Origin of the sequence: Mastigocoleus testarum BC008 (genome assembly GCF_001456025.1) — a bacterium.
In the GTDB taxonomy this organism is placed as follows: Bacteria; Cyanobacteriota; Cyanobacteriia; order Cyanobacteriales; family Nostocaceae; genus Mastigocoleus; species Mastigocoleus testarum.
The window spans coordinates 1-25,170 of record NZ_LMTZ01000125.1 but is presented as its reverse complement, the minus strand read 5'-3'; the positions used below and the strand labels follow the sequence as shown (position 1 = coordinate 25,170).

The window sequence follows — 25,170 nt, the reverse complement described above, 5'->3', positions numbered from 1 at the left end:
GTTATGAATTTATCCTCTCAACGACATAGGGAATTGCTAAGTGATAGATAATCCAAGCTACAAGTAATCCTAAAACCGCAAACACACTTGCGACCCAAAATCCTAGGGGGTTTGACATAGTACCTGTTGTCGCTAATTCCCGCGTTGTTACTAACAAAGGTGTTACAGGATTAAACTTAACGATGTTACCAAATAAACCTTCACTAGGAACCGAATAGACAACCGGCGTAAGAAACAACCAAAAGCTAGTAGCTAAAGTTAAACCCATTGAAAAGTCTTGATAAATCGCACCGATTGGAGCTAGGAGAACTCCGAAAAAAGTGCCTAGCAACACCATATGAATCAGGGCAACTGGAGCTACAATTACACTTAAGGTGATTGGTATTTTAAACCAAATAAATAAACCAATAATCAGAATTAACTTAATGCCAAAGTTGAAAAATACTTCCCCGAGTTTGGCAATAATCAATGCTTCGCGAGGGAAATTAATCCTAGCTAACATTGATTTTGCCGCAGCTACAGCTTGAACGGGTCCATTGAGAGATTCTACAAAAGTTTGCCACAGTGTCATGCTGAACATGACGTAAGCGGGGTAAGGAATACTTGTATTGCCTACATTCACCACCCCAGCACTTTTAGCAAGAGTGAAGCTTGCTGCCATCACGACTGGAGGAATGATTGCCCAAAAAAGTCCCAGAAATGATTGGCGATATTTAGCACTAATATCCCTAATCATAAGCCGCCAAGCCAGTTCCCACGATGCAAGCAAGTCTCGCCACATTTCTTTGAATAGCTGCAGTGGTTTTCTCATTCTACTTTCCGGTCGGTGAATGACCCTCAGAGAAGAGTATGATCGCTTCCTACTATAACTAGAAAATGTATGCGACTTTGAATTACGGTGGCTATTGTGCATTTATTTGTGAAACTTTTGATTTAATCAAGTCTTGAATTTAAGTATTTTTCCCTAATGTTAAAAGGGATGTTCAAACTACTCGACATTATCAGTTGTTTGCAAGCTAGCCAAATAAAAGGGGGAATAGTTGTTGCATAGCGACGATAGAGGCGACGCGGCTCCTGCAATAATCTGTAAAACCATTCAAAACCTAAATTTCGCATTAAACGGGGGGCTCTTTTTTGAATCCCAGCATAAACGGGAAACGCACCACCTAAGCCAATCATGACAGCATTAATTTTCTCCTTGTGTTGGGCTATCCACTTTTCTTGTTTGGGACATCCCAAGGAAACAAAAACTAAGCCTGCACCACTTTGATTAATTTTTTGAATCAGAGCTTTATCTTCTGTATCTGTCAAAGGACGAAAAGGTAGAGGTTCCATCGCTGCAATTTCAAGCTTGGGGAACTCTTTACTCAATCTTTTCCTCATTAGAGATAGTATTTCTCTTTGGGACCCAACAAAAAATAAGCTAACCTCTAGCTGCTGTGCAAGCTCGCAGACTGCGATCAAAAGATCTAATCCAGCCACACGCTCTTGAGAAATTTCTCCTAACCTCCTCATCATCCAAACTAATGGCATTCCATCTGGAGTTACGAGATCTGCATTTTTCAGTACATTACCAAAATCTGGATTCCAGTATGCCTCCATTAACATGTGAACATTCGCAACACAGACAGTTTTACTTTGACGTTCGTCAGCCCATTTAATAATAGTTTGTACTTGCTCTTCAAGAGGTAAAGCTGTAATCGGAAACTCTAACACGTTTCGAGTCGGAAGAGAAGCAGACTCTACCATAAGCCAATCCTTAAGTCGCACACAACTCAATACGAAGGTTTAAACATCTTTAGTATCAATCACAAATGATTACTTCAAATGCGATTGATTTTAAATATTAAAGCATTACCGAAACTTTCTCGGGTAAATTTCTTATATTCCCTGGTATCAATTCCATCTTTGCCGCCTGTATCCTATCCTACTTTTAGCCAAATTCCCAATTTTTGGATTAAATTTACGGTTTCTTAATAATTGCTTTTTGTTTTTTTCATAAATACTACAAAGACAATATCAAAAAATATTAAATATCGAACTTGACCAAGATACAAATTCATCCAGGTCAAAATATTTATAAGTATTATTATTTATTTATTTCAATTGTTATTCAGTATGCTTGATTTTTCCTTACCTGTATGCAAATAATTTGTTAATCAAAACAAAATTTGAGCATTTTAATTTTTGGGAAAAACTTAAACGCTGTAATTATTTATAAGATAATTACTTGGCTATACCTTATAAAAATTTGGTGTGATGCATGTAGATTTATATTATTTTATAGATGTATCCTGAGTCAATAAAATTTGCGAATAATATTAGTTATTTGTTTTTAAAATAGTTAAATAATTCCTCATCTTTTGTTGTCAGAATATTCGACAATATCTTATTAACTGCAAAAAAAAGTATGTAAGCAAATATATAATAGTAAATAGTAGCGACTGATTACTTGTCACTAAGTAATAAAAATAATTTATTCTGCATCTTTTAAAATAATCCATGCTTATTTTTTAGCATTGGGTTATTTGAATTATTTTATAATACTTCTGCTAACTAGATAAAAATAACTAATTTAAGAATACTTGATAATATTTTTGTTAATAGTAAAACATCATAAAAGCTTATTACAGTATAGCTTTCGTCCGCTTTTTTTTGTTTTTATTTTTGAATAATACAATAATTGTTATTTTATTATGTATTTTTTATATACAGAAAAAATATTATTTTCCAATAATTTAATTAGACTTATATATTGAATATTTTTTTAAAATTTTGTTTTAACTGTTGTAAAAGTATTTATATGTACCCCAAGGAATCAATATAATTTATAATTTTTAATTATGATTAATTCTAATTTTTAATCAAAAGTAATTTTTTATTTTCAAATGATTCTAATTTTATTAGATATGTATCCATTAATTTTATATTTTAATTCCAGTAATTTAATTTTAATGAGATCAATAACATTCTACTTATAGGATTAATCACAAAGGCTCGTGCAAGATATAAAGATATATAACTTACTTAGCAAGCATAACAATATTCACTTTTATCGATACTTGAATAAGAAGTCAGTACCAATTTGCATCAGTAGAAAATCTTTTTAATCAATAAAAGTTGTTGTATAAATGTCAATCACACATATTTACGTTCACTAAGTATATTTTGTTTTACTTGTATCGTATTAGTACTTACATTTTCTAGTATTAATTCCAATATCCGGACAGCTTAGAATTAAAAATATCTGATTTATGGCTAGGAAAACTAGATAAAAATAGCTTCGGATGCGAAATAATTTGTATTCTACAGGAGAAAAAATAAATATATTACATCTTTTATTTTGATTTAGGATCCTAGAATACAAATAAAAAATTAGAATATGATTTATCAATCTCAGTCTCTTAGTACACATATCAATTACACATATATATATAATTAATATGTCTCTAAAAAAGATTAAATTACCCAGGTGAACATCAATTTAATCGCATCAAATATCTCATATCGACATGAAAAGAGAGTACATATATATTCTTCGGTACAAGAAAAATATTTATTTATTTAATTGAGAGTGATTATCTTCAAAATCTATGATTAGCTTTTAGCTGGACACAACAAAAAATTATAAGTCAATACTTGTAATCTAACCCGCATACAGACATGAGATTTGAGTTTGATCGCAACGGTAGAATAACCTAACAGCTTTAGAGGGTTGGGAGGTTTAATTGACTAACCTATCAGCACAACACTAAGTTTTTGGATGAGGATATTTACCTTACTTTATTTTCTTGCTTTCTGTATTACTCAAGTCTCTCTTTAAGTAAATGACAATTTCACACTATATGGTGCTGGGTAATAGGGTTAGGACATTTTTAAATCCTATTTGTCCTACGGAAATGCGCTTAACCTGTGGCGTCGGCGTTTGAACGCATTAAGTACGGATATGAGGGAGGAGCACATGAACGGCTACGCCGCGTACAAACACCGCAGGTGGCTCAGCCTCTAGCTATAACTGCGCTACCTATAGCTGCGCTACCTACGGATCCGGAGCCGCTACCTTACGGATCCGCTAACGTCGTCAGACGCGTGCTATCCCCTAATGACTTGAGTGTGGCACTATACCCTTAATTCCATCCAGTTACTTTAAATATGGATTCTGTTGAAAAAATAATTAGGCTTACCTTGTCAGTACTAAGGTAAGCCTAATTAATATCCATAATGGATTTATCTTTTTTGAATGGGCGGAGAGAGACTCGAACTCTCACGCCTTTATAGGGCGGCAGATTTTGAGTCTGCTGCGTCTACCAATTTCGCCACCCGCCCGTGGAAGCAACTTGGTTATTATAACCCCCAACCTTGTGATTTTGCAACAACTTTTGATATTCTTTGCTGCTTGCCCACCGATCTATTTCCCGCGCCCGTAGTACTGGCACCGGATGAGTTAACTGAGCGGTACGTGCAGCCTTAACTAATTCACCTAGTTCGTTTTTACTAATTTCATCATAAGCACGGGCTTGGGCGATAAAAGCATCAAGATTTAGCTGGGATGATAATTTAGGTGACCCACCTGCCAATTTCATTAATACTGACATAACTACCTTGGGGTTTTGGGTAGCCAGTAAAGCTGCGCGATCGCAAGTAAATTCTGCACAGCGGATCCATTCTAAAAGTTGGGCTTGAATTGTTTGAGCAATAACTACACCTACGGTAGGTAGGTTTGCAGCAGCCAATATTAATAAATTTACAGGAGTCAAATAAAGACTGTGATCGCACTTAAGATGACCCAACTCATGAGCAATTACAGCCTGAATTTCCTCTGGCGTGAGAATATCTATCAGTGAAGTATGCAGCATAACAAAGGGTTGCTTGCCGCGCATTGCAAAAGTATAAGCGTTGGGAGCCGGATGCTGTCTTACGTACAATTGTGGTGCTTCAATATCTAGAGTTTGACAAGCATCTAGCAATAAATTGTGTAGCTCTGGTAATTGGTCTTTACCAACTAAAATACTAGAGGCGATATTTTCTACGTAAAAAACCTGCTCTGCTACGGGTCCTAAAAGATTCCTAACGATTAAATCTATACCTGGTATTTGCTTGAGTGCTTTTGTTGCCTCTAAGTCTAATGGATGACGAAAGGAATCGGCTCTTAAACCAACCAATTGAGTGTTTAAAGGGTTCATCGCGAAACAAGCTCCCAGTCATGGAATGTGTCTGAATAATAATCTGCCCAATATATTTAGGGAGAAATTAGATACTTCTTGTGAATCAACTACAAGTAGTATATGCATTTTTATTTAGTTTAACTAAATTCCGCAATTCATCATGGAAGATGTATGGCGCTACGCTAACAAAGCAGATCGCGCCGGAGGCGTTAGTATAACGGGGCGTAAGCACAGCAAAAGCTTATAAACCATAGCTTTTGGGATTTGCCAATGCCCTAATCTTATTACGTAGTGCTATATATAACTCCAGAACAAATGAAAGAGGCAAAAATTGAAGTCAAAGCACGCCAATAGTCTGACCTCAATAACTTGCCCCTACATTTCTTGACAATTAATTACTAATAGCTTGTGAATGTTAAGCGGATGTTTTAGAGTTACCGTTAACGCTAGCAGTAAATTCTGGTTCTGTCCCAGTTAAATTTAAACGCTTAACTTTCGCACCCAATTTATTTAGCTTTTCATCTATCAGTTCATAACCACGATCTAAGTGGCTTAATCCTTGAATAGTACTTTTTCCTTCCGCTGCTAGCGCTGCTATTACCAATGCGGCAGTTGCGCGTAAATCGGTACCTAATACTGGTGCACCTGATAAGGTGTTTACTCCGTGGATTAGAGCAGTATTACCTTTAACGCGAATATCTGCACCCAAGCGATTTAGTTCGGAAGCATGACGTAGGCGGTTTTCAAAGACATTTTCTTTGATAATGCTTTCACCCTCAGCCAATGCAAGTAAAGACATAAATGGCGCTTGCATATCAGTAGGAAAACCAGGATGGGGTGAAGTTTCAATGTTTGTAGCTTGGAATTTATCTACCGGCAGAATGCGTAAACTATTCGCCATTTCCTCTACGACAGAAATTCCCATTTCTTGTAGTTTCGCAGTCACTGGAATTAGATGCTCTGGTACTACTGGGGACAAAATAAGTTCTGAGCGAGTAATAGCTCCGGCAACTAAAAAAGTTCCTGCTTCGATGCGATCGGGAATAATTGTGTAATCCAGAGAATGTAGCTCAGCAACACCATCGATGACGATTTTGCTGGTTCCAGCCCCAGATATTTTAGCTCCCATTGCATTACAGAAGTTTGCTAAATCAACAACCTCTGGTTCGCGAGCAGCATTTTCAATAATGGTTTCGCCCTCAGCTAGGGTAGCTGCCATCATTAAAGTTTCTGTAGCACCAACACTGGGACTATCCAAATAAATCTTTGCCCCTTGAAGTCGACGGCGGTTTCCAGGAATGTGAGCATTACAGATACCATGTTCGATTTGAACTTCGGCACCCATCGCTTGTAATCCCCTTACATGGAGATCTACTGGTCTTGCACCAATTGCACAACCCCCAGGTAAAGGCATTTGTGCCACTCCTAGGCGAGCTAAAATTGCACCAATCGCAAAAAAACTAGCCCTCAGTTGAGTTACTAATTCATAAGGAGCTTTGGATGTGGAAAAATCTCTGGCATTAATGTCTAAAACATTACCATTAAGTTTTAAGTCTACACCTAAAGCTGATATGACCTGCATCATTCGCTTTACGTCCGCTAGTAAAGGGACGTTGCGAATGCGACAATCTCCCGAACAGAGCAAAGCTCCAGCCATAATTACTAATGCGGAGTTTTTAGCTCCGTTAATTGTGACTTGACCTTGCAAAGAATGCCCACCCCAAATTTCCAAGACTGAGGAGTCTTCTGGTACTGAAGATTTAGCATCTGGTAAGCTGCGAGAAGAATTAATCTGCCTACCCTCCAAAAATACTTAATTTTACATCTTTCAAGTTGGTTTTGATTCTACAGTAAAGATTTTATTTGTCCACATTTTTCCATTACATATTCCTGTATTTGAATGATTTCAAGTTTCTATTTTGGTTCCATAGAACTTAAAAACACCTGAATAATCAAGCTTTCGCCTGTATCATTACTTCTCAGCATTCAAGGTTTTTTTCTTGTTAAGGTTTGGCAAAATTTTAGGTTATATTTTTGTGCGTTATGAAAAGGAAAAATATCCCGTTCCTATAGAATTTTTGAGTTTAATACAAAATGTAACCAACCATAATTCATATTTAACCTAGCCAATTCTATAGAAGACAACTCCTGAGGTAGAATTTACTAGTCACAATATAGTCTATTGTTAATAAGTCTTAGGTTTAATTAAGAACTCAATAAAACTCGTGATTAAGTACTTCCCGATCCGAGATGGCATGCTTTACTTTTACGTCCTCCTCAAAAAACATACTGATAAGAACAAAAGTGTTTGAGCTTGACAAAAATCGATTTTTTTAGTAAAAATAGAAAATTATCGAATAATAATAAAAATTTGTTTCTAAATCTACTACTGGTGCTTCAGTAAGTGATTTGATTCTGAATTAAGGTTATTTATTGTATTTCGCGGGACTGGCGGAATTGGTAGACGCGCTAGATTCAGGTTCTAGTGCCCGTTTAGGGCTTCCGGGTTCAAGTCCCGGGTTCCGCACTAAGTAAGAAAAAGTAAAGTAATTTACCATTATACGAGCATCTAAGGTTGAGTTTAGTCATTTATTTCGTTAATTGGCACCGCTCATAACATTACATCTGTAGCTTTACATTCAAGAGTTTTAGATTCTTAGAGTTTTTTGGGGAATTACAAATCTGTATTTTACCTGCAAGTATTTTTTAGATTTTTGTAAAATATTGTGATGTATCTCTAAATTAAAATCTTTATTTCTTTTTGTACCTATTTTACTCGCAGGTTCTACTAAATATTCTTGTGTTAACTAGTTTCAAAAATCCTCTGGTCAAACAAGTTCGAAAGCTGCATTCAGTAAAAGATAGACATAAACAGCAATTATTTCTTCTAGAAGGAACCCATCTTCTAGAGGAAGCTTGTGCTATGAATTATCCTTTAGTCGCAGTATGTTGTACCCCACAATGGCAAAAAGAACATTTACATTTGTGGGACTTAGCTTCCAGTCAGTCCGAGCGCGCTGAAGTTGTCAGTGAAGAAGTTTTAAAAACGATGACGACAACAGTACAGCCTGATGGGGTCGTAGCAACTGCTAGACGAGGTTTGCGTTCGCAAGAAGTACCTTTTACTGGTTTATTGCTTGCCTTAGAAACTATTCAAAATCCTGGTAATCTAGGAACGATGATCCGGACAGCTGCAGCTGCTGGTGCATCAGGGCTATTACTCAGTGAAAATAGCGTTGATTTAGATAATCCAAAAGTCTTGCGTGCAAGTGCTGGTCAGTGGTTCCGTTTACCAATGAAAACAACTTCTAATTTAGAAGCCACGATCCTAAAAGCTAAGCAGGCTGATATGCAAGTGGTGGCGACTCTACCTAGCTCATCTTTAAGCTATTGGGATGTAGATTGGTGTAAACCAAGTTTAATCTTATTGGGAAATGAGGGAGCAGGTCTATCAGATAATTTAGTTGCTGTTTCAGATATGCAAGTCAAAATTCCTTTGGCTTTGGGGGTTGAATCATTAAATGTGGCGATTGCAGCTGCTTTAATGCTGTACGAAGCACAAAGGCAGAGAACACATAACCTCAAGGAATAACATTGCCTCAGGGAGTAAATTAAAGTATTTTTTGCGCCTTAGTTAATAAAAATACAAAAATATTATTATTTCAGAGGCGTTGCATTATAACGCCTCTGGCTTTTAAGAGTAATCCTCATTTGATGATTCTCATTCATTTGAGTAGGTCAAACCAAAATCATTTATGGTATTTGGTTTGCAGCTAACACTTATATTTTTCAACTGCTCATATATTAGATATCCACACACAAAGGAATCTGACCAAAAATGTTAACCATCATTGGTTGTGGAAACCTTAACCGCAGTGATGACGCAGTAGGCGTAATCATTGCCCAACGCTTACAAAAATTTCTGATTGAATACCCCTACCCTCAAGTACAAATATATGATTGTGGTACCGCAGGTATGGAAGTTATGTTCCAAGCCAAAGGTAGCAAACAGTTAATTGTTATTGATGCAAGCTCAACCGGTTCCGAAGGAGGTACCATATTTAAAGTCCCAGGTTCAGAACTGGAAGCTTTACCGGAACCAACTTATAACTTGCATGATTTTCGTTGGCACAATGCTTTAGCAGCCGGAAGGAAAATATTTCAAAATAATTTTCCCGAACAGGTCGCGGTTTACTTGATTGAAGCAGTAAATCTTAGTTTTGGTTGGGAATTAAGTTCTGCTGTACAAAATGCAGCTGACTTAGTATTTGAGGAGCTAACCGCAACCATTGAAAAAACGTGTGAAAGCTATGAGTTACAGTTTTAAAGCCTCTGCATTACCAGTAACGATATACCGAAACCTCATCAACTCCAATCTCATGAGGGGTAATTTTACTATCTGGCGGACAGATACGAATTTTAGCACTGCTTGTCATATTTTTCAGCAAAGATGCCATTGGCGCAACTTTTTCTAAAATCAACCAGTTTGTATTGTGGTTGGGGCATTCAATAACCAAAGTCATCGCGTTAGCATTATTTTTCATATACCACCGACAACTAGATAGTAAATCTTTGACGGTATCGTCACATTTCTCAAAAAAGAATTTGCCAAGGGAAGACTCTAACTGTTGGCGCAGAACTATATCTGCTGAAGAAAGCTGTGAAGGACACTCATCTTCGTTTTGCCAAAAGTAATTTTGCCAAGTCATTGTCGCTAATATCTCCTTAGTAGTGGTTAATTACAATGGTGTAAAGGACATGTTTACAGGTCCTAAAAATTTTCAACTTCGTAATCCTAGCATGCACTCGGCTATATGCTGAATCCAAAAAATATCTGCCAATAAAAATTCTTCACTGAGCGAGTGAAATGATTATTTGTTTAGCAGTTGGAAACTTTTTCTAGACCGGTGCACAAAATTCTAGTTTGGTGCAGAAAATAAAGTTATAGCACTATTTTTAGCCTCTGGAATCATTCTAAACACTAAAAAATTTGTTAGTTAATAAAAATTAACCTCCGGGACTCAAGATTTACGCCTGCTTAGGCTTGGCCAATTTTTCAATTTTTAGCTCAGACCAAATACACTTCAGCCTGCTAATCCAGCAAATTTCTCACTGCTACTGACTGGTATAGTGCAGTCATAGAATAACAGCAGAGTGATTCCCAGTTTAAGAAGCTGGTGAAATCTTCAAACCAAGCATGAATAAAACTTGCGTGGTGGAATATTTTATTACTAAGCTCTGAGCAACTAAACTCTAAATTTCGTAGAAAGCTTGGTAATACAACTTTCTTATTATAATCACCTATAATACATTCATTTTGTTCGATACGATCGATCCCATATCTTAAATCTAAGTCTTTGTTTAAATTTTTATTGTATTTAACGCTAATTTTTATGAAATTTGTATGAGTTTCGCAGCAAATATATTGACTTTTATTAAATAATTGTCTTTTTGTATCTAATGAATAATATAGGACCCATAAGTATAGCTGATAGCTAGTTATATTTTTAAGCATTTATATCAGTAAAATTTCAAAGTTATTGGTGATATCAATTCATAGAATGTCGTTTAATTTTGTAATTTATTTTAAACAATCAATTGACCTATAATTCCGTGTGTATTTTCACCATAAGTTTATGTAATATTTAATTTAGTAGTTGTTATAATTTTCTTAACAATTATAAAATCATGATTTGCAATTAGACTGTCTTCGAGTAGCTGTAATAGATTAATTTCTTGTGATTCACGCGGAGCATAATTTATGTAATTTATTTTCATAACTCATTTATTTTGAAAAAACTTATAGATCTATCTCATATGTGTATAGCTAATTTTTTAGAGTTAGAAATTTGTGCTTCCTCTCCCTATTCCCTTTTCATAAGGTTGGGATGTCCTAACTTATAATCTTGATTCTATAACTTCCCTAAAAATTTAAAATATTGATTCATATTTTAAATCTCAATGTAAATGTAAGCGGAGAAGATTTAGTAAATATAAACCGTGAGTGAATATAAACCGTGGAGGAAAAAATAATTATACAGGTAATGATGGAGTATGGGAGTTATTTCAGTTCAAAAGCTATGTTACTCAAAAACTATTCAATAATTACCGGTGGTGAAGAATTTCGTGTTTCTTTTCTGAGGAAATTTTGAAATATACCCAATATTCAGTATTTTTAAATCCAAAATCCTTACAGATTCATATAAGAATCTGGTTTTTACGTAACATCTACCCTTAAAATTTGCAAGCGAAAATAAACTGAAGTAACTAGAGATAAAACTCTATGTAAATTTATCTGCATATTCCTTGTGATGAGAGCTAAGAATTATTACTCATTTCTTGCGAAATAGCAATATTCACCTTTAAACTTCTCATCTATTTGAAACAGTGAGAATGGCAATTAGGATACTTTTTGTTATTTTATTATTACAAAATTGAGTAGTCTAGAGCAACAGATTACATTATCCATAGAATAATGCTTATTAATATAAATAAATTTTTGTTATGCCAGTTTTATAAGTTTTTTCTTTATCGCGTATTGCTTATATCTGGGAAATAAACTAACTGTATTTTATTTAACTTTTTATCTTACTAATTGAAGATGATTTGTTTGGATAGTAGATAATATATTCATTACATGTAAGTTATCAAGTAAGTAAAATTATCTATTATTATTTATCTCTCCAATTTTGATAGATACAATTTTGATAGATACAAATATGGCTATATTCTATATATTTAGAAAAATGAGATGAAATCTTTGATGCAAGTATATTCCCAAAAAAGATGTGAAATATGTACAAATGCAATAATTATGTAAATATCACGTGCAAAATATATCATATGCCGAACATACCCTGATTTTTGATGATTAAGCAGCTTTTAGAATAAAACAGCAGTACAAAAATGTTGCTTAAACTAAAGTAAAATCTCCTTTTGATTTAAGCAACATTTATAAAAATTATTTTTGGGACAATAAGGAATTTAAACCTCTCTCCAATCAACTCAATTTATTTTGAGGAGGAGAAAATCTAATTTGTTTTTACTAGTTCTCGTTCCTTTTCTTGCTGGAATTTATTTCTAGCTGATATTTCAGGTTTTGGTGCTCCATGGAAACATGCTTCAGCTTGGATCTCATCTACTAAATCCCAAGCTTCGATAGCTTCTTTTGACTCTATTCCTTTGCTGGTAGCAGTTGAACGAGCTTTCAAGATAGCTTTTTCTAGTTCTGCTAGTAAGTGAGTTAATTTTGGTTTTTCAAAAATATTGCTCTTGGTAATGATATCGGTTATGGAGACGACTCCTTGTATTTCACCTTGAATCACTGGTGCGCGCCAAATTCCAGTACTTGCGAAAAGACGTGCTACGTATTCCACCTCTAAATCTGGGTTAACAACAATGCAAGGTTTAGACATAATTTCATAAATGTGTACTTCCTTGGGGTCTTTCCCAAGACCAATCACTTTAGAACCAATATCAGTTTCGGTAACTATACCGTAAGCATCATCAGAAGTTCTAGGTTCAACAATTAAGGATCTTAATTGTTTGAGTCTCATTAATTTAACTGCTTCTGCTACAGTCGCAGAAGAACGAACTGTAGCAACATTTAAAGTCATAATATCTTTAGCTTTCATAGTTTTGACCCCCTAATTCTTGGACAGCAAGTAAGGAAATTAATTAAAGCTAAAAAGTTATGATTTATCTAAATTTACTCATGAGATATATACATTATTTTGAGTATTTCGCTGAACCAATCAATATATAATTAATCCGAACATTACAAATAGATTAACCACGTGTATTTACAAATATTTTATTCTTCTCAATTTAGTGAGATGTAAATACACTAATTAGTAAATCAAATTGTAACTCATCCATAATGTATATATTCAATACCCCTGCAAACTATTTATTCTTAAATTACAAATCACAACATTTCAGCGCAAATACATATTAGCATCGATGAAATGTCCAACATATCAAACGTTTATGTTTTCTTCCAAAGCTATACAATATGTGACGAAAACATTAAAAAAATTACTATTTAAAGATTAATAAGGTATTAGATATAAAAAATATTCCCTTGATATTAAATTATAAATAATAGATTTTTTTCATAATAAAAAACCTCAAAAATACATAATTTTTTTATTTACAAGTGAGTAATTAATTGAGTAATTAATAGTAAAAAAAATCATAGCCTATTGCAAGCCATGACTAAGAAATATTTTCAGGAAAACTTCAGAAAGATTCTAGAAAAATTCCAGAAAAAATAAAGTTAATTTTTTATAACCTCGGAGTGCAAGACTCACTTAGATGAGATAAGGCTCTTGATGAGTCTTAACTGTACAGTTAGAACGAGGATATGTAACGCATAGAAGAGCAAATCCTTTTTCTACCTGTTCATCATCAAGAAAAATTTGATCGGACTGATCGATTTCACCTTCGACTACTTTACCTACACAACTAGAACAAGAGCCAGAATGACAAGAGAAGGGTAATTCAATACCACTTTCTTCTGCTGCATCTAGGATGGTAGTTTCTTCATCAACTTCAATGGTGGTGTCAAGGTCTTCTTTTTTGTTGATTAATCTAACTTGGTAAGTAGCCATTGATGGGTTCTCCTCGAACTAGATAGTGTTTGCTTGAATAGATTTAGGAAAGTAAGGTCACTATTTCCAATAGTGTTAATTAATCTTGTTTCTCTTTTTCGCTTTGATTGCAGCGAGCGCACATATAGCTGTGATGTACTATCAAAAAGAATTGTGAGGAGTAATTGTGCTCGTCGCGATTGACTTTTCCTAGTACAGTAAAGCTAATTATTGAATAGTCTAAATAGACACTCAATCTTTGTATTTTGGGAGTACTACTTTAATTGTAGAGAAATAGCTTTAGCTACAAGGTACTCCGTTAGAAGAACAGTTTCCTGTTTTAAATGATTTTCCACAGCCGCAGGTATCGCTTGCATTTGGGTTGGTAAATTTAAAACCACCTTCCATCACCCCATCTACAAAATCGATGATTACTCCTTCTAATAACGGTGCACTTTTTGCATCAACATAAATTACTACCTGTCCTTGCTGAACAACCAAATCTTCTGGTTGAGGAGAGTTAGTAACTTCCATTTGATATTCATAGCCACTACAACCGCCATTATTCACCCAAACACGGATACCCTTCGATGCTGGGTTAGTGGTTTTAGAAGTTTGCAGAAATGATTGCAAACGCGATTGTGCTTTTTCAGTCAGAGTAACAGTCATTGGATATTTACCACTTCAAGGATAAGGATTATAAATTACAATCGCAGGTACAGATTTTGATTTCGTATTTGGGGAGATGTTAGCAATTGTTTGCAACCAAACTTAAAAGTAAACCTTATTTCAACTAATTCACTCCAACTATTTCTACTTCATTGCTTCAACTTAGTGACTTTGTGTAACTATTTCTATTTAATTACTTCAGTCCAGTTAATTCAGTGCAATAAATTCAGTGTAATAACTTCAAACTGGTTGAGGCTCTTTGTAAGTTAAGTTGGAACAACACAACAAATATATTTATTTAAGTACACTTGCTGGTGCTTTCTTCCTCAGAATGTAAATATCTCCAAGGCGCATTATTACCGCATACCTGACAGGAGCGATCGCGATAAGAACGACGCTTAGCAAATTCCATCCGAGATAAGTCAATGGTGAGTAATTGTGATAATAAAGGTTGGGAAAAACCAGTTATAAGTTTGATTGCTTCCAAAGCTGTCAGACAGGCTAAAGTTCCAGATACTGCGCCAATCACTGAAAAAGCGCGTCTATCCCAATCAGGCTTTTCTGGAAACAGACAAGACAAACAAGGAGTTACACCAGGAATAATTGTGGTTAAGTAAGCTTCCATACTGTCCATTGCTGCTTCTACCATCGGTTTTCGCCAACGCACACAAGCTTCATTTAATAGATTTCGCTCGGTAAAGTTGTGAGCGCAGTCGAGAGCCATATCAGCAGATTGCACCAAAGAATCTACATTTTCTGGGGTGATGTAGTCAAAAACTGCTTCTATTTGGACATCGGGATTAATGGCTTGTAAAGTTTCTTTCGCTTTGCTAACTCTTGGTTTACCAACCCAATCGTCACTCATCAAAATTTGACGATTCATGTCATCTAAGCGTAAGTCGCCACCCCGGACCAAAACCAGCTTTCCAACACCTGCTACCGCAAGATAAAGTGCTGCGGTTCCACCCAATCCTCCCACACCTGTTACCAGAACTGTTGCTGATTTCAAGCGCTTTTGTGCTAGTTCGCCAAAGTTAGGGAGTGTCATTTGGCGACGATAACGTTCTAACTCGGTAGGCGTTAAGTCTACCACTTTGTACCTCCTAATCAGAAGACAGTTCTGTCAGCGTGATTACATTTTTTGGCTTTTGCTTAAACACTTTGAACAGCTTTTGTTCAAGAGGTGTTGACTCTAGAAATATTTGATATGCCTGTTCTAGGGCATCACGATATATACTTAGTTTTTCCGAATTACTAAGTTCGGGATTATTCTCATCAATTTGTTGAATAAATTCTGAGAACTTTTTCAAAATATGCAAACGATTTACATTAATTACTTTTTGATCGTAAGGGAGTTGAAAAAATTCAAAATACTCCTCTGCATCAGAAAGCTGAACAAACTTTTCGTAATCCCAACTCATTTACTTTTCTCCAATTGTTTGAGTTGTTGCTTGAGTTCGGCTAACTGGCAGTATATTTTATATGTAGCTTCAGCAACACCCATTAATTTATCGTTATCTGTTGGTAATCCTTCTGCTATATCGTGCAAGTCCATTTTCATTTGACCTGCTTTGCTATTGAGGCGTTTTATTTTTGTTTTTAACTCCTCAATATTTGTTGGTTCTCCGGCTTTAGTCATAGGCGTCTTAGTTAACAGATTTTAGACTCAAATATTTGGAGTTTAAATATTTGGGGTTCGAGTACTTTGACTTCAATTTAAATGTTTTTAAATAAAACAATTTAAATTGATTTATTTTTAGATTCAGTAAGTTGTAATATTGAGTTTGGGCTTATAATATTTGAGTCATAATCTTTGAATTATAAGCTTTCAATTATGAGCTTTCAATTGTTAACTAATTATTCTTACGTAAATAATGATTAATTAATAGTTCAAAACTCATAATCTATAACTCATTACTTGCAACTTACAATATGTAAATTACGATTCTTCACTCATTATTTGTAATCGATCAAATTGAGTGTAAAATCTACAATTTATAAAGTATAAATACTTATACTTTTCCTACCTCTGGAAATTTTTGTGCTAATTCAATACCTTTTGTGACTAGTTTTTCTCCTTCTTCTGATAGTTTTTCCAAAGATTCAAATCCAAATCTATGGGCATCGCGTAATGTTTTGACAACTAATAAAAGTCGACCAGCAAATACTAATGCCCAACCAAATCCTTCATGACTCAAGTCAACTACAACTTGAGATAATAAACCTGTTTCTTGTTCGATTCTAGCCGCAACAGCTCGGTAAAAAGCGATAATTCTTCCCTGAGTTATTGGGTCAACCTGATCTTGTACAGAAATTTCTCGTTTTTTCTGTTTGCTAACAATAAAAGGTTTAAGCACTAATTCATCTGACCAATTTCGGTAAACACCATAGGCATCTTGACCGCGAATTTGTTGCACTATTGCCTGAAGAAAAGGACTATTAATAACTTGGTTTTGAGCAGTCCCATTAGTGCTATTCACAGAACTCATAAAGTTGCTTCCTCTTCTAGTTCTTCTTCAATATTGCGTTTTGTTTTTTTTAGTGCTTTACGCAACCAAGGCGGAGGATTTCCTTTTAGGGTTTCAACTAACCTATTAAGTATTTCTTGAATTTCTTCATCATCTGAGCGTGCTTTAACGGGAGTTACACCTTTTTTAATTAGACGAGCAGCAGCACTCCCACCGATGGCGGAAACATAGAGGATAGTACAATCAACAAGTGCATCTAACTTGGGTACTAATTTATCTTCATTTCCATCTTGTTTGAGATTTCCCTCAAACTTTAATGTTTCTAGAAATGAATATCCCTCATCAGATATTTCGTAAACATCAATCATTTTTGCCCAACCAAAGTGAGCATTAACATGCACCCGATCGCTGGTAGTAAAAGCTATTTTCACTTTCTTCCTCCATCCTGTTTGGGAGTTTTTAACAGTTACCATTGACGATTTACCATTTAGTAGCTAACTGTTTTTTTACCCATTTAAATAATTGCTTTTGGCTTCCTCTTCTTTTAAAAAGAGATTACCAATTTCAAATAAAATTTGCATTGTTCCGAAATAACCAACTTTGGTATATTGACCAACACCTAAGCGGTCATAAATTGGGAGACCTTGACGATATAAAGGAATTTCTAAATTTTTTGCAATATTAGCTGCATGGGAATTAGAAACTAATAAATCCGAACCAACAGCTGATTTTTCAAAATCTTCAAAGTCGCCGACAATAACTTGCTCTGTAGATATTTTTTCTAGTAAGGGAGAGCGTGTTGTTGTTACTGCTGAATGAATTTCTGCTCCCATAGACTGGAAAAAACAGGCTGTTGACCATAGTAAATCTGGTTCCAAAGCTAGAGCAACTCGCTTACGACCAAAGAAAAAGTGAGTATCTAGCATTGCATCTTGGAGTTGACGACGTTGACGCCGATATTTTTCTGGAACGGGATTACCGCTAATATCAACTAATGCTTGGAGAAAATTATCTACTGCTTCGAGTCCTGTTAATTCTGTAAATACCTCATAAGGTATTGCAAAAGCTTCTTCTAAAATCTCTGCTCCACCCCTCATGCTTTCACCCAAAGCTAGAGTAAAAGCAGAACTCCCGATTTTTCGTAGTTGCGTTAATGTGGTTCCACCACCTGTGATTGGACTGTAGGATTCATCGAGATGACCGTCAAGTGAAGCGGAAAGGTCAGGTACGACGACTGGTATCAGTCCAAAAGCAGAGACGATTTCTTTGATTTGCTGTATATCCCCTGGAGTAAATGCCGAACTCACTAATATTGTAATTTGAGATGGGCGAGTTTCTCCAGCAACTGGAAGTTCTTTCAAGGTACTTTCAACTGCTGCAGCATAACCATCTTGTAATGCACCTTTAAAATCCGGTGAAGAAACTAGGATGATTGGTAATTCTTTCAGTTCGGGATGGGACTTACGAAAATCTTTGAGGATACCATCCATATCGTCTCCTCTAGTTTCTGTCAGTCCTGTGGTACACAAACCAATAATTTCTGGTTCTACTTTCTCCACTAAAGTCAAAATGGCTTGCTCGACATTATCTTCCCCACCCAAAATTGTGGTGACTTCTGTCATCGCTGTGGTGGAAAGAGGAATTGCTTCGCGAAAATGTCGTACGAGTATAACTTTTGCAAAAGCTGTACAGCCTTGGGAACCATGTAATAACGGTATCATGCCTTTTAAACCCAAGAAGGCTAAAACTGCACCCAAAGTTTGGCTTTGTTTGAGGGGATTGACAATAACTGCTTTATTAGGAGTGACGACGGTAGCCATTTTTATTTCTTGAAATGAGTGAGTGAGGGGAGATGGTGAGATAAGGGAAAGGTGGGAGATAGGGAAGATGGGAAAGTAAATTAATTACTGAACTGAAATTCTAGTTTCTAACTTCTGTTAGCAAAGTAGTGCACTACCACGCACAATTCTTACTTCTGACTTCTGACTTCTGACTTCTTTTTCCTTAAACTATTTCTACATCCCAGGGCGCGGGTTTACGTACTTGTTCCCATATGGGGCTATAGAGAGCCTCGTCTATTTCCCGCGCCATTTCGATCATACCTTGATATCCTGCATAAGCATGATGTCTTTCTTGGTTAATATCTAAAAATGGAATTCTGGCTTTAAGAGCTGTGTATTGATTTCGACCACCAGCAATTAGCATATCAGCTTGAGTTTCGCGAATGATGCGGAGAATTTCTTGGGGATTACCTTTTTCTAGAGTAATACCATCTTTGCCTAGTAATTCTTTGATTCTTGCTTTGTCTTCTTCTGTGCTTTTCTTGGTACTAGTAGCAACTACCTCCATTCCCAAGTCTTTTGCAGCAGAAACAATTGACCAACTCTTAACACCACCAGTGTAAAGAACAACTCGCTTACCCTTGAGGCGATCGCGATAAGGAGCTAATTCAATATCCAATTTAGCAGCTTCTTCGGCAATTAGTTGTTCAGTACGCTCTTGTAATTCAGAATCACCCAACTTCGCTGCAATATTACGCAAGCATCTATTTATATCTTCAATACCATAAAAAGATTCTTCTATATAAGGAATACCGTAGAGTTCCTCCATTTTTCTCGCCACATTTACCAAGGCTTTAGAGCAAATCATCACATTCAATTTTGCTCGGTGAGCTTGACAAATTTCTTTATAGCGAGCATCACCTGTCATTTTTGCTAAAACTCGAATACCAAGTTTTTCAAATAAGGGTAAAACATTCCACATCTCACCAGCGATATTGTATTCACCGATGAGATTAATATCATAAGGTGTAGTAAATTCCGGTTCTGCAGTACCGATTACATGCTGCAATAAAGCTTCACCACCCAAACGGTTCCCTAAGTTTTTGCTACCAACAAAACCAGGTGAATTCACTGGAATAATTGGAATACCAATTTTTTTTGTCGCGACCTTACAAACAGCATCTAAATCCTCACCAATTAATGCTGTTACACAGGTAGAGTAAACAAAGATAGCAGCTGGATTATAGTTTTTATGAATTTCGTGAATTGCTTTATAAAGCTTTTTTTCTCCCCCAAAGATTACATCATTTTCACTTAAATCTGTGGTAAAGCCTTTTTTATAAAGCATGGGACCAGAAGAAAGACTACCGCGACTTCCCCAGGAATTCCCTGCACAGGCGATGGGTCCGTGAACTAGGTGAGCCACATCGGTAATTGGTACCAAGGTAATCATGGAACCATCAAAGGAACAACCTCCTTGAGCAGCACCTGGTTGGGCTTGTTGCTTACAAGCTTTATTTTTTTGTTGTTCGTTTTTGTGATGATTGTGTTCGCATCCTGGCTCATTGAGCAGCTCGTTGATTTTAATTTGGGTAGTGTTCATTTCTTTATAAAAGTGCTCGATGGAAGTTGTTCGCCGTTAAATAATATAGTCACAATTTAATCGTTTTTTTACTGTTAGCAGTTAACTAAAATAAGGCAGTTGTCTACTCTGCCTTAAGATTAGAAAAAAGGAGAAAGGAAAAAGGATTTTGCAAATAAATTTTTAATTTTTGTTGGTCTTAATTTTTATTTGCTACCTTTTCCTTTTCCTCAAACGACACGCCGCGAGTAGGAGTTAACTTAATTCCTAACGAATTAAGTCGAAAGAAATATCGGTCTTAGAAGGAATGTTGGTGTTGCGGTCAATTTCTTCGAAGATCGCGTTAACAACCCAGGTCAGGAGGTTAATTGTACCCTGATAACCGATAGTGGAATAACGATGTAAGTTGTGACGATCCATGATTGGATAACCAATTCTGATTAGAGGAATCTTAGTATCGCGCTCTAAGTACTTACCGTAGGAGTTACCAATCATGAAGTCTACGGGTTCGGTGAACAGCAAGGAGCGCATGTGCCACAAGTCTTTTCCACCCCAGATGGTTCCACCCTTACCGTATTCGGTAGAATCGAGCAACCCTTGCATGTCTTTTTCAAATTCTTTACTGCTGTTATGAACCAATATATGTACCGGTTCAGCACCCAACTCCATTAAGAAACTAGTTACACCGTATACTAAATCGGGGTCACCGTAGATAGCAAAGCGCTTACCATGGAGCCATGCATGGGAGTCAGTCATCGCATCAACAGCCCGACCGCGTTCTTCTTCTAATTCTGCGGGGATGGGTTTACCACTTAATTCGCTGAGTTGCATTAAGAACTCATCAGTACCACGAATACCCCAAGGGCTAGAAAGTGTAACTTCTTGCTTCCATGTCTTATTAATGAAATCGCAGGTTTTCAAAGTGGAGTGTTTTTGCAAGGAAATGGTAGCTTTTGCATTACAAGCATCAGCAGCATCTTCTAACTTTGTACCTTTTTGGTACATATTGAAATGACCATCGTTGGGTGAATCAACGTAGTCAGAGTTATCTGCTAATAGGGTGTAGTCAACACCCATCAATTCAGCAATGCGTTTGATTTCCCGTAAGTTACCAACGTAAGTATCAAAACCTGGAATCAAGTTAATCTTACCGTTGCTCTTACCTTTCTTACCTTCACTGAGGTTAGCAAGAATGCTCTTAAGCATGTTGTCATATCCAGTGATATGGGAACCAACAAAGCTAGGAGTATGAGCAAAAGGTACAGGAAAATCTTCAGGAATTGCACCAGCATTCTTAGCGTTACCGATGAACGCACCCAAGTCATCACCAATAACCTCAGCCATACAGGTGGTGGAAACAGCAATCATTTTGGGCTTGTACAAGCTATAAGCGTTGGTCAAGCCATCAATCATGTTGTTAAGACCGCCGAAAACCGCTGCGTCTTCAGTCATGGAAGAAGATACTGCAGAGAATGGTTCTTTGAAGTGACGGGTAAGGTGGGTACGGAAGTAAGCCACACAACCTTGAGAACCTTGAACAAAAGGTAAAGTACCTTCAAATCCAGCAGCAGCATAGATTGCACCTAAAGGCTGACAACCTTTAGCGGGGTTAACTGTTAAAGTTTCGCGAGCAAAGTTCTTTTCACGATATTCCCAAGACTTTGTCCATTCAGCAACCCGATCAATTTCTTCTTGGCTATGTCCTTTTTCAAATTCTCTCTTTCTTTCGAATAGCTCTTTATACTCAGGTTGGTGAAATAGTTCTACGTGGTCTTGAATCTTTTCTGGATTCTGAGGCATTTTGTGTCTCCCGTGGCTTAATGAGTAATGGGTAAGTAATCTGTGAAGCGAGGTAAAGAGAGAAGAAAGACAAGGAAATTCAAAACCCAAAATTTAAAATTCAAAACTTTACACTCCTGAATTATGAATTTTGAATTCCATTATTCCTTGTCCTCCCTCTCTGATTTAACTAATCAAACTAATTTGTTGGTAGAGTTTGTACTCTATTTATTAAGCAGCTTTAGCAGCAACTTTTTCTTTCTTCCAAGGAGCACCAATCAATTTCCAAGATGGGTTGTTGATTGCTAGATCCATGTCACGAGCAAAGATAGCGAAACCATCATAACCGTGATAAGGACCGGAGTATTTCTTTTTGTGGTTTAATGATTTTTATCGGCTAAGTGTTTGCTTTAAGCATTGTAGGTCATAAACATTGTTTGCCGATAACACAATTATTTTTAGGCTAAATATAGGCTAATACTAACCGTAATGCATAACCAGGGTTCAGACAAATATCAACAAGCTTTTGCAGATATGGAGCCTCTTCCATCTACCGACGGCAGTTTTCTCGGCTCATGTCTGCAATCACAGCAGCAAAAGGAACACATGAGAGCGAAAGTATTAGAGGAATTAGAACAGGTAAATTTACGTTTGAAGTCGGCAAAAACAAAGGTGACTATTCGGGAATCAAATGGAAGTTTACAATTAAGAGCTACTTTACCAATTAAACCGGGAGACAAGGATATAAAGGGTACTGGGAGAAAGCAATATAATCTGAGTTTAAATATTCCTGAAAATTTGGATGGTTTAAAAACAGCCGAGGAAGAAGCTTATGAATTAGGAAAGTTAATTGCTCGAAAAAGTTTTGTTTGGAATGATAAATATTTAGGTAATGAAGCAATTAAAAAAAATTTACACACAATTGGTGAATTACTGGAGAAATTTGAAGAGGAATATTTTAAGACTCATAAGCGTACAACGAAAAGCGAGCATACTTTTTTTTATTATTTTTCTCGTACCAAGCGATTTACTAATCCTCAAGATTTAGCAACAGCAGAAAATTTAATTAGTGCTATTGAAAGAATAGATAAAGAATGGTCGAGATATAATGCGGCAAGAGCAATATCTGCATTTTGCACTACATTTAAAATCAAAATAGATTTATCTGACTATTCTAAAAAGCCCGAGAGTAATTCTCGGAATATACCCTCTGATGCAGAGATATTAGCAGGATTTATCAAATTCACCGATTACCTCCAAACTAGAGGTAAACAAGTTAATCAAAATGTTCGGGATAGTTGGAAATTATGGCGATGGGCTTATGGTATGTTAGCAGTTTTTGGCTTGCGTCCCCGAGAATTATTTATTAATCCCAATATTGACTGGTGGTTAAGTGACGAAAATGCAGACTTGACATGGAAAGTAGATAAACATTGTAAAACAGGAGCAAGGCAAGCATTACCCTTACATCAAAAATGGATTATAGATTTTGATTTAAGAAATCCTGAATATTTAGAGATGCTAGCGATCGCCAGTAAAGATAAAAATAACCATGCAGAGATAACCGGTTTAACTCAAAGAATTAGTTGGTGGTTCCGAAAAATTGGACTAGATTTTAAACCCTACGATTTGCGTCATGCTTGGGCGATTCGAGCCCATGTTTTGGGAGTTCCAATTAAAGCTGCAGCAGATAATTTGGGACATAGTGTACAGGTTCATACCCAAACTTATCAGCGTTGGTTTTCTCTAGATATGCGGAAATTAGCGATTAATCAAGCTTTGAGTAAGAAAAGTGAGATTGATGAGATTAAGGAGGAAAATACAAAATTGAAGATAGAAAACGAAAGGTTGAGGCTTGAAGTTGAGAACTTAAAAATTGAGAATCAGAGAAGTTTTAAATTAGAAGAGATTAAACTACATAAGTACACAAGTTGATATTGCTCACCACTACGAAAAACCGCAATCATACGAAAACACAATAAGGATGTATATCTAAACGGCTATCCTCTTTCTCTGAGCACTGACGGTATATTGCTTTGTTCCGATATAATGTGAAATCGATCATTTTGATGGAACTTTGTTTATTGACATATTAATAAAAGAGGTTGAAGTTTTCTTTTAAGATATTACTCCAACCTTAAAAATCTAAGAAACCGAACTTAAAGGTTTAACTTGCCTTAATTCCCGTTGTTTCTGCAAAGTTTCTTTCCATCTGAGCACTCGATCCCATCTTTGTGCAGGCGAACTCAATTCCCTGGAGAGAATTTTATCAATAATTTCGCTGAAAATGTCTTTTCCAATTTCATCTTTGAGATCGAGAGGATTTTTCCCGTAAATAGAAGGTATAAAAGGTATTTTGCCAATTATATTGTCATAGTTTTGGGACTCAAAAGCTTGAACTTCTGGAAACTGATTTAGACATTTGTTCAACACATAAACTACGGGAATCTGCAATTCTTCGTCAATCGCCCGGATATCCTCAGAAATTGCTACAGAATCAGGAGTCGCCTCAACTACTACAACTACCACATGGGCACCTATAGGTAAACCAAATCTACCAGCGTCTTCTCCTCCCCCACAGTCAACAACCACAACCCCATTTGTACATAACGCTAACCAAGATTTTAGTGGGTTGAGTGTCCCATGGGAGCAACGACTAGAATACAGTTCTTCCTTGCGCAATGCAGTAGTCCCAACTGACATTAGACCTAGCCCATCAGTCACATATCTTACGTATTTTTGGGTGAAGGAGTCAGCAGGGAATGGCACTAAGAAAAGCCACAAGCTATGCAAAATAAGCACTATAGCTTTTCAAGCAATTTAATAATTAAAGGATAGTTTAGGAGGTTGTTCTTGATGCAATATCTTCACTTGGGGCCACGAATGGACAGCATGGAGCGATTGATCTGCAGGTTTCCGCTGTGCTAACGCTCCGCTACGCTACGCACCTACGATAAGCGGGGTTATCCATGCCGCAGGCACACTGTAGCGAATGGATGAAACAAGTATGTAAGGACGATGTAAAATTTGTTGTGGGTAGAAAAGCTTACTCGTTCATGAAATACTTTCTTTGATACGAGCAAGCCAACAGATAAATACTACTGTGACACTACGAGTACAAATCCTCAAGAATAA

At 36.2% G+C, this 25,170-nt stretch carries 20 protein-coding genes, 2 tRNA genes and 1 pseudogene; 4 read left to right on the top strand and 19 right to left on the bottom strand.

Annotated elements, in window-relative coordinates; translation table 11 throughout:
* Position 1: 1 nt before the first annotated feature.
* The 5 genes from BC008_RS32445 to murA form a co-directional block, all read right to left on the bottom strand.
* Positions 2-811: an ABC transporter permease gene (locus tag BC008_RS32445; protein ID WP_235595970.1), complete on the bottom strand. Its 810-nt coding sequence runs from the start codon at positions 809-811 to the stop codon at positions 2-4.
* Between the two features lie 122 nt (positions 812-933).
* Entirely contained in the window at positions 934-1,749 is an 816-nt protein-coding gene (locus BC008_RS32440) for a WecB/TagA/CpsF family glycosyltransferase (protein ID WP_027842148.1), read from the bottom strand.
* 2,492 nt (positions 1,750-4,241) lie between these two features.
* Positions 4,242-4,326 (bottom strand) — tRNA-Leu (locus BC008_RS32435).
* Positions 4,305-5,183, bottom strand: a complete 879-nt coding sequence (locus tag BC008_RS46965) for a M48 family metallopeptidase (protein ID WP_027842149.1) — start codon at positions 5,181-5,183, stop codon at positions 4,305-4,307. The genes BC008_RS32435 and BC008_RS46965 overlap by 22 nt, the downstream gene beginning before the upstream one ends.
* Before the next feature lie 397 nt (positions 5,184-5,580).
* Positions 5,581-6,972, bottom strand: coding sequence for a UDP-N-acetylglucosamine 1-carboxyvinyltransferase (gene murA, locus BC008_RS32430; RefSeq protein ID WP_027842150.1), 1,392 nt, complete (start codon positions 6,970-6,972; stop codon positions 5,581-5,583).
* 635 nt (positions 6,973-7,607) lie between these two features.
* Here murA and BC008_RS32425 point away from each other — a divergent pair.
* The 3 genes from BC008_RS32425 to BC008_RS32415 all read left to right on the top strand — a co-directional run bounded on the left by BC008_RS32425 (position 7,608) and on the right by BC008_RS32415 (position 9,492).
* A tRNA-Leu gene (locus tag BC008_RS32425) sits at positions 7,608-7,692 on the top strand.
* 273 nt (positions 7,693-7,965) lie between these two features.
* Positions 7,966-8,757: a TrmH family RNA methyltransferase gene (locus tag BC008_RS32420; protein ID WP_027842151.1), complete on the top strand. Its 792-nt coding sequence runs from the start codon at positions 7,966-7,968 to the stop codon at positions 8,755-8,757.
* 246 nt (positions 8,758-9,003) lie between these two features.
* Entirely contained in the window at positions 9,004-9,492 is a 489-nt protein-coding gene (locus BC008_RS32415) for a hydrogenase maturation protease (protein ID WP_027842152.1), read from the top strand.
* A 10-nt stretch (positions 9,493-9,502) separates the two neighbouring features.
* Here the strand turns inward: BC008_RS32415 and BC008_RS32410 are convergent, their stop codons facing one another.
* The 13 genes and pseudogenes from BC008_RS32410 to BC008_RS51725 form a co-directional block, all read right to left on the bottom strand.
* Positions 9,503-9,874, bottom strand: coding sequence for a hypothetical protein (locus BC008_RS32410; RefSeq protein ID WP_027842153.1), 372 nt, complete (start codon positions 9,872-9,874; stop codon positions 9,503-9,505).
* Positions 9,875-12,196: 2,322 nt separating this feature from the next.
* Positions 12,197-12,799, bottom strand: a complete 603-nt coding sequence (locus BC008_RS32400; RefSeq protein ID WP_027842154.1) for a CBS domain-containing protein — start codon at positions 12,797-12,799, stop codon at positions 12,197-12,199.
* 678 nt (positions 12,800-13,477) lie between these two features.
* Complete coding sequence (locus BC008_RS32395; RefSeq protein WP_027842155.1) at positions 13,478-13,777, bottom strand: 2Fe-2S iron-sulfur cluster-binding protein; 300 nt, start codon at positions 13,775-13,777, stop codon at positions 13,478-13,480.
* A 279-nt stretch (positions 13,778-14,056) separates the two neighbouring features.
* A complete protein-coding gene (locus BC008_RS32390) occupies positions 14,057-14,425 on the bottom strand; it encodes a HesB/IscA family protein (protein WP_058184215.1) in 369 nt (122 codons plus the stop codon).
* Positions 14,426-14,723: 298 nt separating this feature from the next.
* A complete protein-coding gene (locus BC008_RS32385; RefSeq protein WP_027842156.1) occupies positions 14,724-15,518 on the bottom strand; it encodes a HesA/MoeB/ThiF family protein in 795 nt (264 codons plus the stop codon).
* Between the two features lie 10 nt (positions 15,519-15,528).
* The gene (gene nifW, locus BC008_RS32380; RefSeq protein WP_027842157.1) at positions 15,529-15,846 is read right to left on the bottom strand and encodes a nitrogenase-stabilizing/protective protein NifW; all 318 of its coding nucleotides are present in this window, start codon (positions 15,844-15,846) and stop codon (positions 15,529-15,531) included.
* Positions 15,843-16,064, bottom strand: coding sequence for a CCE_0567 family metalloprotein (locus tag BC008_RS32375; protein WP_027842158.1), 222 nt, complete (start codon positions 16,062-16,064; stop codon positions 15,843-15,845). Before BC008_RS32375 ends, nifW begins: the two co-directional genes overlap by 4 nt.
* Positions 16,065-16,437: 373 nt before the next feature.
* Positions 16,438-16,914 carry a NifX-associated nitrogen fixation protein gene (locus tag BC008_RS32370; protein ID WP_027842159.1) on the bottom strand — a complete coding sequence of 159 codons (477 nt, stop codon included), beginning with the start codon at positions 16,912-16,914 and terminating at the stop codon, positions 16,438-16,440.
* Entirely contained in the window at positions 16,911-17,324 is a 414-nt protein-coding gene (gene nifX, locus BC008_RS32365) for a nitrogen fixation protein NifX (RefSeq protein WP_027842160.1), read from the bottom strand. Before nifX ends, BC008_RS32370 begins: the two co-directional genes overlap by 4 nt.
* 75 nt (positions 17,325-17,399) lie before the next feature.
* Entirely contained in the window at positions 17,400-18,713 is a 1,314-nt protein-coding gene (nifN, locus tag BC008_RS32360; RefSeq protein ID WP_027842161.1) for a nitrogenase iron-molybdenum cofactor biosynthesis protein NifN, read from the bottom strand.
* Positions 18,714-18,897: 184 nt separating this feature from the next.
* The gene (nifE, locus tag BC008_RS32355) at positions 18,898-20,277 is read right to left on the bottom strand and encodes a nitrogenase iron-molybdenum cofactor biosynthesis protein NifE (RefSeq protein WP_027846728.1); all 1,380 of its coding nucleotides are present in this window, start codon (positions 20,275-20,277) and stop codon (positions 18,898-18,900) included.
* Positions 20,278-20,523: 246 nt separating this feature from the next.
* On the bottom strand, positions 20,524-22,056 hold the full coding sequence (gene nifK, locus BC008_RS32350; RefSeq protein WP_027846727.1) for a nitrogenase molybdenum-iron protein subunit beta: 1,533 nt from the start codon (positions 22,054-22,056) through the stop codon (positions 20,524-20,526).
* A gap of 210 nt (positions 22,057-22,266) precedes the next feature.
* Positions 22,267-22,413: pseudogene (locus BC008_RS51725) on the bottom strand (nitrogenase molybdenum-iron protein subunit alpha); the annotation flags it as partial.
* Between the two features lie 111 nt (positions 22,414-22,524).
* Here BC008_RS51725 and BC008_RS32345 point away from each other — a divergent pair.
* Complete coding sequence (locus BC008_RS32345; RefSeq protein ID WP_058184213.1) at positions 22,525-23,970, top strand: hypothetical protein; 1,446 nt, start codon at positions 22,525-22,527, stop codon at positions 23,968-23,970.
* A gap of 210 nt (positions 23,971-24,180) precedes the next feature.
* Here BC008_RS32345 and BC008_RS32340 read toward each other — a convergent pair whose 3' ends face one another.
* The gene (locus tag BC008_RS32340) at positions 24,181-24,738 is read right to left on the bottom strand and encodes an ATP-binding protein (RefSeq protein WP_235595969.1); all 558 of its coding nucleotides are present in this window, start codon (positions 24,736-24,738) and stop codon (positions 24,181-24,183) included.
* Between the last annotated feature and the right edge of the window lie 432 nt (positions 24,739-25,170).

Excerpts from the sequence above, each read along its gene's own strand:
- BC008_RS32445 (WP_235595970.1), bottom strand. The coding sequence starts at position 811 with ATGAGAAAACCACTGCAGCTATTCAAAGAAATGTGGCGAGACTTGCTT.
- BC008_RS32440 (WP_027842148.1), bottom strand. The coding sequence starts at position 1,749 with ATGGTAGAGTCTGCTTCTCTTCCGACTCGAAACGTGTTAGAGTTTCCG.
- BC008_RS46965 (WP_027842149.1), bottom strand. The coding sequence starts at position 5,183 with ATGAACCCTTTAAACACTCAATTGGTTGGTTTAAGAGCCGATTCCTTT.
- BC008_RS32415 (WP_027842152.1), top strand. The coding sequence starts at position 9,004 with ATGTTAACCATCATTGGTTGTGGAAACCTTAACCGCAGTGATGACGCA.
- BC008_RS32410 (WP_027842153.1), bottom strand. The coding sequence starts at position 9,874 with ATGACTTGGCAAAATTACTTTTGGCAAAACGAAGATGAGTGTCCTTCA.
- BC008_RS32400 (WP_027842154.1), bottom strand. The coding sequence starts at position 12,799 with ATGAAAGCTAAAGATATTATGACTTTAAATGTTGCTACAGTTCGTTCT.
- BC008_RS32395 (WP_027842155.1), bottom strand. The coding sequence starts at position 13,777 with ATGGCTACTTACCAAGTTAGATTAATCAACAAAAAAGAAGACCTTGAC.
- BC008_RS32390 (WP_058184215.1), bottom strand. The coding sequence starts at position 14,425 with ATGACTGTTACTCTGACTGAAAAAGCACAATCGCGTTTGCAATCATTT.
- nifW (WP_027842157.1), bottom strand. The coding sequence starts at position 15,846 with ATGAGTTGGGATTACGAAAAGTTTGTTCAGCTTTCTGATGCAGAGGAG.
- BC008_RS32375 (WP_027842158.1), bottom strand. The coding sequence starts at position 16,064 with ATGACTAAAGCCGGAGAACCAACAAATATTGAGGAGTTAAAAACAAAA.
- BC008_RS32370 (WP_027842159.1), bottom strand. The coding sequence starts at position 16,914 with ATGAGTTCTGTGAATAGCACTAATGGGACTGCTCAAAACCAAGTTATT.
- nifN (WP_027842161.1), bottom strand. The coding sequence starts at position 18,713 with ATGGCTACCGTCGTCACTCCTAATAAAGCAGTTATTGTCAATCCCCTC.
- nifE (WP_027846728.1), bottom strand. The coding sequence starts at position 20,277 with ATGAACACTACCCAAATTAAAATCAACGAGCTGCTCAATGAGCCAGGA.
- nifK (WP_027846727.1), bottom strand. The coding sequence starts at position 22,056 with ATGCCTCAGAATCCAGAAAAGATTCAAGACCACGTAGAACTATTTCAC.
- BC008_RS32345 (WP_058184213.1), top strand. The coding sequence starts at position 22,525 with ATGCATAACCAGGGTTCAGACAAATATCAACAAGCTTTTGCAGATATG.
- BC008_RS32340 (WP_235595969.1), bottom strand. The coding sequence starts at position 24,738 with ATGTCAGTTGGGACTACTGCATTGCGCAAGGAAGAACTGTATTCTAGT.